Origin of the sequence: Marivita sp. (assembly GCF_965656765.1) — a bacterium.
Lineage (GTDB): Bacteria > Pseudomonadota > Alphaproteobacteria > Rhodobacterales > Rhodobacteraceae > Marivita.
Map to the genome: position 1 here is coordinate 1 of NZ_CBFHLV010000072.1, position 14,446 is coordinate 14,446.

At 57.7% G+C, this 14,446-nt stretch carries 15 protein-coding genes; 7 read left to right on the top strand and 8 right to left on the bottom strand.

All coding sequences use genetic code 11. From position 1 onward, the window contains the following. Together ACTG4M_RS15165 and ACTG4M_RS15170 are read right to left on the bottom strand one after the other, a co-directional pair. Positions 1-1,292 (bottom strand): DUF2927 domain-containing protein (locus tag ACTG4M_RS15165; protein ID WP_439124506.1); only part of this gene is annotated, 1,292 nt, incomplete at its 3' end. A 3-nt stretch (positions 1,293-1,295) separates the two neighbouring features. Beyond that, entirely contained in the window at positions 1,296-1,748 is a 453-nt protein-coding gene (locus ACTG4M_RS15170) for a GNAT family N-acetyltransferase (protein ID WP_439124507.1), read from the bottom strand. 275 nt (positions 1,749-2,023) lie between these two features. Here ACTG4M_RS15170 and ACTG4M_RS15175 point away from each other — a divergent pair, with 275 nt between their 5' ends. Beyond that, on the top strand, positions 2,024-3,142 hold the full coding sequence (locus tag ACTG4M_RS15175; RefSeq protein ID WP_439124508.1) for a THUMP domain-containing class I SAM-dependent RNA methyltransferase: 1,119 nt from the start codon (positions 2,024-2,026) through the stop codon (positions 3,140-3,142). 102 nt (positions 3,143-3,244) lie between these two features. On the opposite strand, the gene ACTG4M_RS15180 is transcribed toward ACTG4M_RS15175, so the two are convergent. Beyond that, entirely contained in the window at positions 3,245-4,087 is an 843-nt protein-coding gene (locus tag ACTG4M_RS15180) for an AAA family ATPase (RefSeq protein WP_439124509.1), read from the bottom strand. 167 nt (positions 4,088-4,254) lie between these two features. Between ACTG4M_RS15180 and dksA the strand changes: the two genes are divergently transcribed. Both dksA and ACTG4M_RS15190 read left to right on the top strand, forming a co-directional pair. After that, positions 4,255-4,677, top strand: a complete 423-nt coding sequence (gene dksA, locus ACTG4M_RS15185; RefSeq protein ID WP_439124510.1) for an RNA polymerase-binding protein DksA — start codon at positions 4,255-4,257, stop codon at positions 4,675-4,677. A 73-nt stretch (positions 4,678-4,750) separates the two neighbouring features. After that, positions 4,751-5,926, top strand: a complete 1,176-nt coding sequence (locus ACTG4M_RS15190; RefSeq protein ID WP_439124511.1) for an FAD-dependent monooxygenase — start codon at positions 4,751-4,753, stop codon at positions 5,924-5,926. A 64-nt stretch (positions 5,927-5,990) separates the two neighbouring features. Here the strand turns inward: ACTG4M_RS15190 and ACTG4M_RS15195 are convergent, their stop codons facing one another. Continuing rightward, entirely contained in the window at positions 5,991-7,955 is a 1,965-nt protein-coding gene (locus ACTG4M_RS15195) for a spondin domain-containing protein (protein ID WP_439124512.1), read from the bottom strand. 370 nt (positions 7,956-8,325) lie between these two features. Here ACTG4M_RS15195 and ACTG4M_RS15200 point away from each other — a divergent pair, with 370 nt between their 5' ends. Next, positions 8,326-9,294, top strand: a complete 969-nt coding sequence (locus ACTG4M_RS15200) for an XdhC family protein (RefSeq protein WP_439124513.1) — start codon at positions 8,326-8,328, stop codon at positions 9,292-9,294. Next, positions 9,291-10,292, top strand: coding sequence for a molybdopterin-binding protein (locus ACTG4M_RS15205; protein ID WP_439124514.1), 1,002 nt, complete (start codon positions 9,291-9,293; stop codon positions 10,290-10,292). The genes ACTG4M_RS15200 and ACTG4M_RS15205 overlap by 4 nt, the downstream gene beginning before the upstream one ends. Positions 10,293-10,343: 51 nt before the next feature. Here ACTG4M_RS15205 and infC read toward each other — a convergent pair whose 3' ends face one another. Further along, a complete protein-coding gene (gene infC / locus ACTG4M_RS15210) occupies positions 10,344-10,910 on the bottom strand; it encodes a translation initiation factor IF-3 (RefSeq protein WP_439124520.1) in 567 nt (188 codons plus the stop codon). 185 nt (positions 10,911-11,095) lie between these two features. Between infC and ACTG4M_RS15215 the strand changes: the two genes are divergently transcribed. Together ACTG4M_RS15215 and ACTG4M_RS15220 are read left to right on the top strand one after the other, a co-directional pair. Further along, positions 11,096-11,854, top strand: coding sequence for a hypothetical protein (locus ACTG4M_RS15215; RefSeq protein ID WP_439124515.1), 759 nt, complete (start codon positions 11,096-11,098; stop codon positions 11,852-11,854). 132 nt (positions 11,855-11,986) lie between these two features. Beyond that, a complete protein-coding gene (locus ACTG4M_RS15220; RefSeq protein WP_439124516.1) occupies positions 11,987-12,850 on the top strand; it encodes a glycosyltransferase family 2 protein in 864 nt (287 codons plus the stop codon). A 37-nt stretch (positions 12,851-12,887) separates the two neighbouring features. Here ACTG4M_RS15220 and ACTG4M_RS15225 read toward each other — a convergent pair whose 3' ends face one another. The 3 genes from ACTG4M_RS15225 to ACTG4M_RS15235 form a co-directional block, all read right to left on the bottom strand. Then, positions 12,888-13,748, bottom strand: coding sequence for a ferredoxin--NADP reductase (locus tag ACTG4M_RS15225; protein ID WP_439124517.1), 861 nt, complete (start codon positions 13,746-13,748; stop codon positions 12,888-12,890). A gap of 118 nt (positions 13,749-13,866) precedes the next feature. After that, positions 13,867-14,265, bottom strand: a complete 399-nt coding sequence (locus tag ACTG4M_RS15230) for a DUF934 domain-containing protein (RefSeq protein ID WP_439124518.1) — start codon at positions 14,263-14,265, stop codon at positions 13,867-13,869. Continuing rightward, the coding region (locus tag ACTG4M_RS15235; protein ID WP_439124519.1) for a phosphoadenosine phosphosulfate reductase domain-containing protein at positions 14,262-14,446 on the bottom strand (185 nt) is incomplete at its 5' end. The genes ACTG4M_RS15230 and ACTG4M_RS15235, both read right to left, overlap by 4 nt.

The following is a 14,446-nucleotide window of genomic DNA, read 5'->3' on the forward strand; positions in this document are numbered from 1 at the left end:
CCGAAGCCGTATCGTGCCCATCCCAGACTGTCCAGACGTACATTCGACCCAGCCGACACACGGCCGGCCAAATCCAACGCCTCAGCGCGAAGCATCAACAGCGTCGACAACAGCGCCGCATTCTCATGTCGCGCTGCCAGATCAATGGATAGACCCGTCAGGTAAACGGCTGCATCTGGATTGTTTTCGGTAAGTGCAAAAGCGGCCAGCTGTGACGCCACATAGGCGCGATGCAGCTCTGTCTGGGGGCTGCGTGCGAAATACCCATCAGCTTGCAAGAATTGTGCCCGGGCGGCATCGGGGTCGGTGCTTTGCAGGATGCGGCCCATCGCATAATGGGTGAAGCCGCGACGATGGTCTTGCCATCCCATGGCTGACGCAATGCTCAGTGCTTCAGTTGCCGCGGCGCGGCGCGCCACGGGGGATGCACCAGGGCCAAGGGCGGTCTGAATGGCTTCGATCCACGGGCGTGGCGTGCGCACAGATCTTACGGCGGGCAGGAATTGGCCCTCTGGGTTCAGGCGGGCAAAGATCTCGGGGATGCGATTCATCACCTCATTGCGCGACATGCCGTTGCGCAGCGCCGGGTCGTAATAGGCGCGCAGGATCAGCATGTCATAACCAGTCAGAACCGTGTGCACGTTGTCGTCATTGAAGACCGAATTGGGTAGGCGGTAAAGATCGTTCAATGGCCCCAACGCCTGCGCCAGCTCTTCATGCAGACAATCGCGCGCCTCCTGAGGGCTGGAATCATTGGGCAGGAAAATCGCGAGACGCGTGCGGCTTGTGATCTTGCCCCAGTTGACCCGGTTTGATCGTCTGGCTTGCCGGTATTCCGACAGGGTCGACACGTTGGGTACAACAAAACAGGCCGCTTGCGGCAGAAACCGCTGAATTTCGGCGCGGGTGACGGCATTGATCGTGATATTGGCGTCTGGGCCGTTGGTCGCGCGGATGTCGATCCCGGCCTCATTGCGCAGGCGGTGTAGAAGGCGGTCCAGATCGCTTGGCACTGTGGGCTGTACATTGCCGATCAGGCGCACAGAGATGGGGCCTTCGAACCGAGTGAAGACATCAAGATCACGTCCCGATTCGAGCGCCATGGCCAGATCCATGAAGTCGCGGGTTAAATCAGTGTTCGAGGCGCGCACGGGTTGCGGGCGCGGCACGGAAAACACTTTGATCGCAGGCAAGGTGGTGTCGACAAAGGCTGCGCGAGTGGCGGGTTCTGAATGCGACACTGGCATACAGGCACCCAGGAATAGGTAAAGCGGCAGTAGGAATCGGCGCATCCGTCAGCCCCGCTGATACTTGATGAACGGGGTCAACTGACCAATCCGGTCATAAAGCTGTCGCGCGGTGTGGTTGAAGTCCTGTGTCATCCAATAGACCGTCGGTGCGTTTTCCGCGTCGGCCTTGGCATAAACCGCCTCGATCAGCGCACGTCCGACACCTGAGCCGCGTACGGACGGGTCCGCATAGAGGTCCTGCAAATAGCAGACATTCTCGATCTTCCAGCAGTGGCGATGAAACACGTAATGCGTCAGCCCGACCAAACGGCCGTCTTTCTCGGCCACAAGGCCGTTGAAGTCCTGCGGATCGTCGCCCAACAGGCGCGCGAATGTGCTGTCGTATACGGCCTCGTCAACCGAGGTTTCGTAAAACGTCAGATACGCGCGCCACAAAGCGCACCACGAGTCGTAGTCATCCGCGCGCACAAAGCGCACGTTCAAGTCGGTTTGGGACACGTATGAAGCCTGCCTGCTCGTTGCGGATACTTTATGTTCCGCGGTTTTTTTGTCCTCTGTGGGGACAGCTTACGGCGAAAAGATGGTTTTTGCCTAGGCAGAACGAATCGGTGCGAATCACTTTTCTTCAATAACCGATTCTGGAGAAGTAAATCTCATTAAATCAGCATCTTAGCCTGTGCAAAGAAGCAACAGAACCAAGATTGTCCCCTTCGCCCTTACCTTCGCACGGCCTGTGGCTATCGGTTGCCAGAAATTCAGGCTATGCCACGAGGATGAACAAAGACGCGCCTCTTGAGATTTTTTTGTCCGGCACGCCGGGGTTGGAACACTTGCTACGGGATGAAGCTGTAGCACTGGGATTTGCCAATCCTCAGACTGTGCCGGGAGGTGTCACCTGTGACGGCGATTGGCCCGAGGTGTGGCGCGCCAATTTGGTCTTGCGCGGGGCAGGGCGTGTGCTCGCGCGGGTGGCGCGGTTCCGCGCGATGCATCTGGCGCAGCTCGATAAGCGTGCCCGCAAGATCGACTGGTCAGGGCTGCTGCGCGCTGATGTGCCATACCGGGTCGAAGCCACCTGTCGTAAATCGCGCATCTATCACGCGGGGGCCGCCACCGAACGCGTCGAAAACGCCATATCCGATGCGCTTGGGGCCAAGCCCACTGTTAAGGCAGGTCTGACCATTCGCATCCGGATCGAAGATGACCTTTGCGAGATTAGCCTCGATACTTCCGGCGAAGGTCTTCACAAACGCGGCCATAAACAGGCCATCGGCAAAGCGCCAATGCGCGAAACCCTCGCGGCCCTGTTCCTGCGGGCGTGTGGTTATGATGGAACCGAACCGGTTCTTGATCCGATGTGCGGCTCAGGAACGTTCGTGATCGAAGCCGCCGAAATCGCATTGGGCCTTGCCCCCGGACGGGCCCGGGCGTTCGGCTTCGAAAGCCTTGCGTCGTTTGATGCCGCCCGCTGGGCCGAGGTCAAAGCGGCACAATCCCAGCCAAATCCCACTAAGGTCCAGTTTTATGGCTTTGACCGCGATGCTGGCGCCGTCGCCAATGCCAGTGCAAATGCAGACCGTGCCGGGGTGTCCGGGATCACAACCTTCACTCATCAAGCCGTGGCCGACCTCACTCCACCCGACGGACCGCCAGGCCTGGTGATCGTGAACCCGCCTTATGGCGCTCGGATCGGCAATAGAAATCTTCTCTTTGCGCTGTACGGCACGTTCGGCGCACTCATGAAAGAGCGGTTTAAAGGCTGGCGTGTCGGTATCGTCACGTCCGACAAAGGGCTGGCGCGGGCGACGGGATTGCAGTTCCGCAATGTCAGCGCGCCGATCCCGCACGGTGGGCTCAAAATACAATTGTTTCAGAGTGGCACTTTGAAATAGGGACGGTACAGGCTTCTCTGGTTCAAAAATACCTCGGGGGGCTTGGGGGGCTGGCCCCCCAATCGTTTCCGTCAACGGAAACGGCCAGACGTGTCGGCGCGCCTATCGCCGCTCGCGACGGGCCATGAACGCCAGACGTTCAAACAAATGCACATCCTGCTCGTTCTTGAGCAGCGCCCCGTGTAATTTCGGCAACGCATTCGCGCCATCGTGCTTCAGATCATCTGCTGTCATGTCCTCGGCCAACAACAGCTTCAGCCAATCCAGCACCTCTGATGTCGATGGTTTCTTCTTTAGCCCGGGCTGTTCGCGCAACTCGTAAAACTGCGTCAATGCGGTGGTCAGCAGCGCTTCTTTCAGGCCAGGGTGATGTACTTCGACGATCTGGCGCAATGTGTCGGAGTCTGGGAAGCGAATGTAGTGGAAGAAACACCGACGCAGGAACGCGTCGGGCAATTCTTTTTCATTGTTCGATGTGATGATCACGATGGGCCGCTGGCGGGCGCGGATGGTCTCACCGGTCTCGTAGACATGAAACTCCATCTTGTCGAGCTCTTGCAAAAGGTCGTTTGGAAACTCGATATCCGCTTTGTCGATTTCGTCGATCAGCAACACGACCTTTTCGTCCGCCTCGAATGCTTGCCACAGCTTGCCTTTGCGGATGTAGTTTGACACATCATTGACCCGCTCGTCGCCAAGCTGACTATCCCGCAAGCGGCTGACGGCATCGTATTCGTACAACCCTTGCTGCGCCTTGGTGGTGGACTTGATGTTCCACTCGATCATCCGCAGGCCCAGCCCAGCCGCGACCTGACGGGCCAATTCGGTTTTGCCGGTGCCGGGTTCACCCTTGACCAAAAGTGGCCGTTCAAGGGTTACCGCGGCGTTCACCGCAATGGTCAGATCGTCGGTTGCGACATAGGTGTCCGTGCCTTCAAATCTCATGTCAGTCCTGCCTTTTTGTGTCTTTGTCCCAACTCAAGGAAATCACCGTTTTGTGCTGCTATTCGGTAGTGACAACCTCTGGGCCTTCGGTTAAGTGCTGCGCGTAGGGGTGCCAGATATCTAAGGGAATTTCTATGACAGATACTGGCGTAGACAAGGGGACGAAGATGAAAGCTGAAACTTTCCTGCCCGACGATTATCGGCCCGCCGAGGATGAGCCCTTCATGAACGAGCGTCAGCTGGAGTGGTTCCGTCGGGAATTGCTGGAACAGCGGAGCGAGCTTCTGAGCGACAGCAAATCCACGATTGCAGGCCTGCAGGACGGAACACGCAACATCCCGGATGTGGCGGATCGTGCATCCGAGGAAACCGACCGCGCGCTTGAATTGCGGATCCGTGACCGTCAGCGCAAGCTGGTGTCCAAGATCGACGCGGCCTTGCGCCGGATTGATGAAGGTGAGTTCGGATATTGCGCCGCAACGGGCGAACCAATCTCTCTCAAGCGTCTGGTGGCGCGTCCGACCACCACACTCAGCCTTGAGGCACAGGAACGTCACGAACGGCGCGAGAAAGTGCATCGCGACGACTGACTCGCGACGTGTTTGATCAGAATTGGCGCGCCGGGGCTCATGCTCTGGCGCGTTTGCTTTTTAGGAATTGCCTGTGGATCTGAACGCTCTGGACATCACGGTGATTGGTGGTGGCATCGGTGGCCTGACCGTTGCACTTGCGCTGCGCCAACAGGGCGCAACCGTCACCGTGCTCGAACAAGCCGAAGCCATCACCGAGGTCGGGGCTGGCATTCAGGTGTCGCCCAATGGGTTGCGCGTGATCGAAGCGCTGGGTTTGGCGGATGAACTGGCCTCGCGGTCCGTGCAGGGACGGGCGGTGTCGCTGCGCAATGGCAGCACCGGAGCTGAGGTTGCGCGACTTGACCTCAAACGCTTGCCGTCGGACCAACGCTATCTGTTTGTTCACCGTGCCGATTTGGTCGATCTTTTATCTTCTGCGGCCCGCGAACACGGTGTTGCGGTGCGTTTGCTGCAACGCGTCGATACCGTAACCCAGGGCAAACGACCCCGCGTTGTGCTGGCCACCGGGGACACCCGCGAAACTGATCTCGTGATCGGGGCTGACGGCATCCATTCGGCGGTGCGCCCAGTTTTGAATGCAACGCAAAAGCCATTCTTTACCGGTCAGGTCGCGTGGCGCTGCATTGTTCCGAACACGACCGGTCACCCCGCCCATGCGCGCGTGCACATGGGGCCGGGACGGCACATGGTGACCTATCCGCTGCGCGGCGGCGATATGCTTAACGTGGTTGCTGTTGAGGAACGTGCGCAATGGGCGGCCGAAAGCTGGTCGCAGAAAGACGACGCCAATAACCTGCGCAAAGCCTTTGCCGGTTTCGATGCCGAAGTGCACCAAATCCTGTCACAGGCCGAGGCGCCCGGCGTGTGGGGCCTGTTCCGACATCCCGTCGCAGCACATTGGTACGGGCAGGGCATTGCCGTGTTGGGCGATGCGGCACATCCAACGCTGCCCTTTTTGGCGCAAGGGGCGAATATGGCGATGGAGGATGCTTGGGTCTTGGCCGATGCACTTGTTCGGGCAGACGATATCAACGCCGGTTTGGCGGCCTATCAGCAGCGCCGCAAAGTGCGGGTCACCAAGGTGATTGATGCTGCTGGTAAGAACGCCCGCAATTATCACCTGTCGCCGGGACCGTTTCGTTTTGCCGCGCATACCGCGCTTGGTTTGCTCAGCCGCGTTTCTCCGAGGCAGATGCTGGGCCGGTTCGATTGGCTATATGGGTATGACGTGACCAAAGCGGCATAGGCGGAGGTTGCGTTGCGCAGAACTTCTAAGGTCCAGCACAACGCATGACAATTATTGGGCCTGCTTATCCAAACAGGATAAACCCGTCGTCCACCGTATCCGAGAAGCGATCAAGCGTTTCGGCTGCCGTGGCAAAGCCCAGTGCGACGTCCCCCCGATCCACGGCCCCAGAGTCGAGCGCGTTCTGCCAGAATATGCGGCCTTCGACATCAGCCTCGCGGCCGAGTGCCGATTGGTAGAGGAAGTCGAGGAACGCATCGGTGCTTTCCAAAGTCCCCACATTGGACACGAATTCATCTGACGCCAGAATGAAATCGGCCACGTTGCCAAGACCGAAATCGCCGTCACCCAACTCGGACCAAAAGCTCAGGCCGGCAACATCGCTGTCGCGACCCAGCAAGGTTTCATAAAACAACCCAACCGTCTGAACCGCGCCGCCTGATTCCACGACCAATGTTTCGTCGTCAAAGCGGATTTCTTCGATGCCAGAGAAATGCAGTGCTGCACCATCGTTTGGCGTAATGGCGAATCCATCGTCGATGCGGTTGATCACGACATCGGCAAATTCGGTGCCACTTGCGTCGATCACATCGGTTCCAGCGGACCCAGCCACCCGCGCGGCGGATGCGAAATCGCTGACCTCAAAGGTTTCATCTGCGCCCGATCCCAAACGAACTGTCACTTCTTCGATGGCGACCGTGGCGATCTCTGCGCCATCTCGGGTAAAGTCGGCTGCAGTGGCATCAATCGGCACACCGAATGCATTGGTGCCGCCCAGAATGATCTGGTCGCCTTCGCCCTCGGGATTGCCTTCGGACCCGTTGAAGCCCGGATGCAAGGTAATGACACCACCTTCGGTTTCGCCAGTGTTTGGCCCGGTCTGATTGATGAACGCGGCGTCCAGTTCGGTGTTCACCTCAGTGCCTGCATCATACACATTGCTGCCATCAAAGGTCAGAACCTTGTTGCCTAGAAAATCACCATTTTCATCAAACAGTTCGATGGCGTTCAATGTGCCGATAAAGGCGTCGTTTGACGGCAGTATCATCGCGGCAAGGCTGATATAAGGTGTTGCGGTGTTGGCAAGAAGCGTGGTGCTGGCGGTTTCGCCCGTGGCGATTGGACCGCGCGCACCAAGGATGGCACCGCCGACACCGTCTGGATCAGCCGCAACCAGTTCTGCAGCAATGGCATCAAAACTGCCATCTTCGGCCAGAGCTTCCAAACCTGCCGATGCCGCCTCTCCGCGTGTTCCAAGATCGAAGCCTTCGTCATGCAGGCCAAACCAGAACGGCGTCAGGAATGTGCCGCCGTCGGACGAGGTGTTGGTCACAGTGACGCGCAGTTCGACCACCTCTTCGATTGTGACCGTGGCAATCTCTGCACCGTCGCGGGTAAAGTCGGCTGCTGTTGCATCAATCGGCACACCAAACGCATTTGCGCCACCCAGAATGATCTGGTCGCCTTCACCCTCGGGATTGCCTTCGGACCCATTAAACCCGGGATGCAACGTGATGACGCCATCTTCGGTTTCACCAGTGTTCGGTCCTGTCTGGTTGATGAACGCGGCGTCCAGCTCTGTGTTCACCTCGGTGCCTGCGTCATACACACGGCTGCCATCAAAGTTCAGCGTCACCGGACCGATGAAGTCACCATCGTCGCCGAACAACTCGACCGCATCCAGGGTGCCAATGAACGCGTCGTTCGATGGCAGGATCATGGCGGCAAGACTGATGTAGGGCAGGGAAGCGCCATCTACATTCAAAAGGGTCGTCGCAATTTCGCCGGTGGCAATTGGTCCGGCATCGCCAAACACTGCCCCGCCCAAGGCGCCGGCATCGGCACCGATCAATTCTGCAGCGATCGGGTCGAAATTGCCGTCTTCGGCCAAGGCTTCAAGACCGGCCGAAGCCGACGCACCCACATCCCCAAGGTCAAACGCGCCATTGTGCAAACCGAACCAGAACGGGGTCAGAAACGTGCCGCCATCCGGCGAAGTATTGTTAACAGTGATCCGAAGCATGGACATGAAGTGAAGCCTTTCTCATTGACGTATGTGGTCAGGGCACAGCGCTCTGCCTGTCACAGCGTTAGGAATGAGAGTTCGTTGAACACAATTCAGGCTTTGTCACTTCGGAGTGACGGGTGCGTGACGATTGGCGCTGGTCGAATTGTGCCTCAGAGGATTGTTTCAAACTGCTTGCGGAAGGGCATGCGATCGGATTCACGCATTTCCGGTAGCTTTTGCACTTTGCGTTCGTCCACTTTCGACGCTTAGGTTTGTGTCAGTCGCGTCACGCCGCTGTGCTTCACGCGTTTGCGATCTAACACCAACGCAGGGGGAGACAGCGCTGCGCCGCATGATACAGTCGCCGCGACCACGCGAGGAGAGCAGGACTATGGACCGGTTTGACAGATGCCCCGAAACGGCGCTTGACTGGCATCGGGCGGGAAAAGGGGCCGTTTTGGCCACAGTGATCGAGACTTGGGGCAGCGCGCCGCGCCGCGTCGGGTCGCAACTTGCCATCTCCGGCGAAGGCGAGATTGAAGGGTCAGTGTCTGGCGGTTGCGTCGAAGGCGCGGTTGTGGTCGAGGCCATGGAAGCGTTGGAAGACGGTAAACCTCGAGAGCTTGAGTTTGGTGTCAGCGACCAGGATGCTTTTGAAGTTGGCCTTGCCTGTGGTGGCACCATACGCGTGTTGGTTGAACCAGTAGGCGCCGTTCTGCCCGAAGACATTCTTGACCAATTGGTAAAATTTCGCTCAGACCGACAGCCTGTCGCCTATGTGGTTGATCTGGATGGTGAAACCTGCGCTCTGACCAAAGAGGGTTATGACCATGCGTTCCGGATGGACCGGTCCGGATTTGTCGAAGGCAGCCGTACCTTTGTCGGTATCCACAACCCGCCGCTACGTTTGATTGTGGTTGGCGCCGTGCATATCGCCCAGGCTCTGGTGCCAATGGCGCGCATCGCGGGTTATGATCCGACACTGATTGACCCGCGCGAGGCGTTTGGGTCGGACACCCGCTTTCCCGGCGAAACCATTCTGCACGACTGGCCGGACGAGGCGATCACTCAACTAGGGCTGGATACGCGCACCGCGCTGGTTTTATTGACCCACGATCCGAAACTTGATGACCCAGCCCTGGAACAAGCACTGCGGGCGGATTGCTTTTATATCGGCGCGCTGGGATCGACCCGCACGCATGCCAAACGCGTGGAGCGGTTGACCGCTGCGGGTTTTACCGAAGCAGAGATCGCGCAGATCCACGGTCCTGTTGGGCTTGATATTGGCGCGTCTGGCCCGGCGGAAATCGCAGTGTCCATCCTTGCTGAAATGACCCGCGTCCTGCGGAAAGGCGCATGAAGTTCGGCCCCGTTCCTTTGGCCGAGGCGGAGGGCGCGATCCTTGCGCATTCCGTGGCTTTGCCAAAAGGTCGGCTGCGTAAGGGCGTGACGCTGGACCGCGCGGCGTTGGACACTTTGCAAGCGGCAGATGTCACCGAAGTGACGGTGGCCCGGCTTGATGGTGACGATGTGCACGAAGACAGGGCTGCCGAGCTTTTGGCGCAGGCCTTGGTGCCTGATCCTGCTGCGACCAACCTGCGTGTCGCGCCGGCCAGCACCGGACGGGTAAACATTTACGCAACCAAAACTGGCGTGGCCGCAATTGATGCGGACCGGATCAATGCAGTGAACGCGGTGCATCCGATGGTCACGGTGGCAACTGTCCCTCAATGGCACCTTATGGCGGCGCGGGGGATGGTGGCCACGGTCAAGATTATTTCATACGCCGCGCCCGAAACAGCTGTCGAGGCGGCGTGTTCGGTGGGACAAAATGCACTTGCCCTGCGGCCGGTCTCCCGCAAACGGGCGTTGCTGATCCAGACCAGCGTCGGGGCTAAGGATGACGGCTCCAAAGGTCAGCGGGCCATGGCAACCCGGTTTGACCGGCTTGGGGTGTCCTTGGGGCCTAAAACCGTTGTTCCACATCAGATTGATGCGTTGCGCGATATTTTGGCAGGCGCAGTGTCAGACTATGACATCCTCTGTGTGCTGACAGGATCTGCGACATCAGATCTCTACGATGTCGCGCCGGAAGCGCTGCGCGCGGCAGGGGGCGAGGTGGTGCATTACGGCATGCCCGTCGATCCGGGAAACCTGTTGTTCTGGGGGCATCTTGGAACGGTGCCGGTGATCGGATTGCCGGGATGTGCACGTTCGCCTGCGTTGAACGGGGCCGATTGGGTGTTGGAGCGGCTGTTATGCGATGTTCCGGTCCGTGCGTCAGACATCATGGGTATGGGCGTGGGCGGCTTGCTCAAGGAACCCCCATCCCGGCCAACGCCGCGCGAGAAGGCATGAAAAAAGCGACCCGAAGGTCGCTTTCAAAAAATTCAGAACAATGCGCCGCGATTATTTCGGAAGCGGGCCGATCATCATGACCATCTGACGGCCTTCCATCTTGGGCATATTTTCGACCTTGCCATGTTCCTTGGTGTCTTCTGCCACCCGTTCCAACAGCTCGCGACCAAGGTTCTGGTGCGCCATTTCACGACCGCGGAACCGCAGGGTAACCTTTACCTTGTCGCCGTTCTCAAGAAACTTGAAGACGTTCCGCATTTTGACTTCGTAATCATTCGTATCAGTGTTGGGTCGAAATTTGACCTCTTTGATCTCGATGATTTTTTGTTTCTTGCGCGCTTCGGATTCGCGCTTTTGCTGTTCATACTTGAACTTGCCGAAATCCATGATCTTGACGACCGGAGGCGATGCGTTTGGCGAAATTTCAACAAGGTCCAGCCCGGCTTCTTCAGCCAGCTGCATGCCACGCTCGGGCGTGACAACACCTACGTTTTCACCGTCGGCGCCAATCAGGCGGATTTCCGGGCACCGAATGCGTTCATTTACGCGGGGGCCGGTGTCGCGCGTAGGGGGCGCGTTGTGAGGTCTGCGGGCTATGGTGTCGCTCCTTTGGTGCAGTTCAAATCAGGGATGTAAAGTAGACGGCATACCGTCGCCTTTCAAGCGGCTTTTCCTTGGAACTGAGCCGATCGTTCAGGGTTTCCCCCTAGAAGTCACACTTAACGGCACGCACATGTACGCTTGTCCGACCAAACCAAATCGGTGCGGCGGGACAAAGCGCCAATTCAAGGGGTCTCGAACCAATGAAAAATCTGATCATTCTAGCGGTTGTAGCGGCGGTTGGCATTGCCGTCTGGCTGTTCGTCGAGCCAGGAGAGGCGCCCGAGACGGCAAGTGTCGAAACGCCATCTGGGGACAGCATTGTGCCTGCTGAGGCTGCAGATGTCGAAAACACGCCTGTTGCTGAGGATACTACATCAGGCGTGATCGAGACCTTAGAAGAGACTGCGGACGAGGCCGTCACAGCAGTGGATGCAGCCGTGTCACAAGTGGCCGACGCCGTCGAAACCGCATTGGACACTGCGACGAGCACAGCCGAAGAGGCAATTGACAACGCGACCGGCGCATCGAGTGATGCGAACGAAGCCGCCGACGATGCGCTGGAAGGGGTGGTTCAAGACGGAGAAACAGAAGCAAACGACCTTGCCGACCCGGCCAATGCAACGGCTGAAACAACAGCCGAGAAAGCCGAGGACGTGATCGAAGGTGTTGCCAACACACTTAACGACGCGGCAGAGGCAGCGGCACCTGCGGTTGAGAGCGACGAACCTGCCACAGAATCTACTGCTGATGACGCCGATGCGACAACAAGTGACCCAGATATTGCAGAGCTTCTGACTGCTGATGGTTTCGACCTTGAAAAGGTGGTCGCCTATATTGATGAGTCCAAGCTGTCGCTGCTGATCAAAACCTCGACCAAAGCTGCACTTGAGGACGCGCAAAATAATCCTGAACAGCTAAAGGCGCTATTGGCAACGTTGCGCGACCAGCTTGGCCTTTGAACCGAAAGAAGAACTGTTGCATAGGCCGCGCGACCAGAATGGCGCGCGGTCTGTTTTGCGCGTATCAGGATGACAACCGCCGTTGCTTCGGTACGGTCGGGTGTCAACGTTGTTGCGTAAAGGTTTGTCTAAATGCGGATTGTGGGGCTGTCTGTCGTCAAAAACGAAGACGACGTGATCGAAGCGATGGTGCGGCACAATCTGGCGTTTTTGGACCATCTGCATGTGATCGACAACGGCAGCACAGACCGAACGAGATCCATTCTTCAAGCGCTGCAAGACGAAGGTTTGGCTGTATCCCACGAGGTCAACGACGCCCTACAGCACATTCAGGCCAGCATTTTGAGTGACCATGTGAATGGGCCCTATGCAGAGGATCACATTGTCTTATTGGACAGCGACGAATTCCTGATTTGCACGGCTATGGACCTTTCCGATCTGTTCGAACAAGCGACTGGTCCGGTGACCATTCCGTGGGTGACGTATGTTCCACGGCCTTCCGACCCGCAGGATGATCTGAACCCGCTGACCCGGATCACACATCGACGCAGGCGTGAGAAGCCGGCCTATTCCAAGGTGCTCATTCCTGCATGTGTGTCACGGCCCATTGAGGTGACATCTGGATCACACGGGATAAAGAAGATTAAAGCAGAGCCGCATCCTGTTGTTAAATTGGCGCATTTCCCTGTTCGTTCTCCAATGCAGATCGCAGGAAAAGTCCTGATCGGATCATGGAATATGAGCATGCGCGACAAGACCCGCAAAGAAGGATACCAGTGGCATGCCTTGGCTGAGCAAATTAAGGAAAGCGGCTTACCGGACCTCGACGCGTTAGAAGAAATCGGCAACAGCTATGCGGCCAAGGGGCCTGTGCGGCTTGTTCAGGAACCAATTGCTACAGGCGCAAAAAAGCTACGCTACACGAAACCAGCCGGCGATCAGTTCATCATGAATGTCGCCGGTTTTGTTGACCGCGTTATCTTTGAAAAGTACTAAAATTCAAATATTTGAGGTGTGAAGCTAAGGTATCACTTCAGTCAAGAAACGCTTTTTCCACCACATAGGTCTTGGGATCGGAATTTGCGCCTTCCTCCAGACCGTAGCCTTCCAGCATCTCTTTGATTTCAAGGTTGAAAGCAAGGTTGCCACAGACCATCGCACGGTCGGTTTCGGGCGAAATGACCGGAACGTTGAGATCGGCAAAGCAATCACCCGACCGCATCAGATCGGTTATGCGGCCCATTTTGGGACTGTCCTCACGAGTGGTGGTTGGATAATAGCGCAGTTTGTCGGCAAATCCTTCCCCGATCAGTTCGGCCAGCAATTCATCCTTGCGAATATCAGCGATCAGTTCCTTGCCATACTGAAGCTCTCCAACCTCGCGGCAGGTGTGGGTGAGAATGACTTCGTCGTAATCCTCGTAGGTCTGCGGATCGCGCAGCAGCGATGCGAAGGGCGCAATGCCCGTGCCTGTGGCAAATAGCCAAAGCCGTTTGCCGGGCAGAAGCGCGTCATGCACCAGTGTTCCGACGGGTTTTGGACGCAGAATGATCTGATCGCCCGGTTCGATATGCTGAAGGCGACTGGTCAACGGGCCGTCCTGGACCTTGATCGAGTAGAATTCCAGTTCTTCATCCCAGGACGGTGATGCGATGGAGTAGGCGCGCAGGAGCGGCTTTTCCTTGCCGGTCTTTTCGTCCGTCTGCATCAGGCCGATCATCACGAACTCTCCGGAGCGGAACCGCAGGGAAGCTGGGCGGGTCACGCGGAACGAAAACAGGCGGTCGGTCCAGTGTTGGACCGATGTCACGGTTTGCGCGTCGGGAACGGCGAGTGTCTTGGCGGCGGGCGCTTTGGTGGCTGTGGCTTCGGTCACTGGGCTCAACTCTGTCATGTTTTCTATACCGGTTGGTGTAAACCGGTCCCTTACATCTATCTTTGATTTACATCAGACGAAACCCGCCCATGGTCGCAGGGACCGGGCGGATGGGTTGGTCGCGAGCCGCAGTGCGTCAGGCGGCGATCCCGCGTAGCCGGGACTGGTAGTCATGTGCTTGCCAATTCGCACGTGCGAGCCATTGATCTTCGGGCTGACGGGCCGCGAGATCGTCGTCGATTTCCACATCGTCAAAACCCGACCGCCGCGCCATCGCATATTGATCCGCGATGACATGGCCCTTCGCGCGCAGGTGCCCCTGAAACCCGTTCTGACGGATCAGCCGGGCGAGAGTGAACCCGCGTCCATCGGCAAAGCTTGGGAAATCAACGCGAACAAGTTCCATGCCATGCAATAGATCGGATAGTCTAGCCGGATCGGTGTCGGATGGTAAGTTGATCGTATGGTCACTTGGGATCCACTGTGCGGGGTCTTCAAAGCTCTCGAATCCCTGATCGGTAACAATAATACTCATGTGACGTCTCCAGATTTCAGTGGTGCGGCGTGAAGGCCGCATTCGGTTTTTGTTGTTCCGCGCCAACGGCCTGCGCGGCTGCTTTCGCCCTTATTCACGGTGGATGTGCAAGGTGCGCATCCGATCGAGGGATAGCCTTTTGCCACCAGCGGGTGACGTGGCAGCTTGTGTGTTTCCAGAT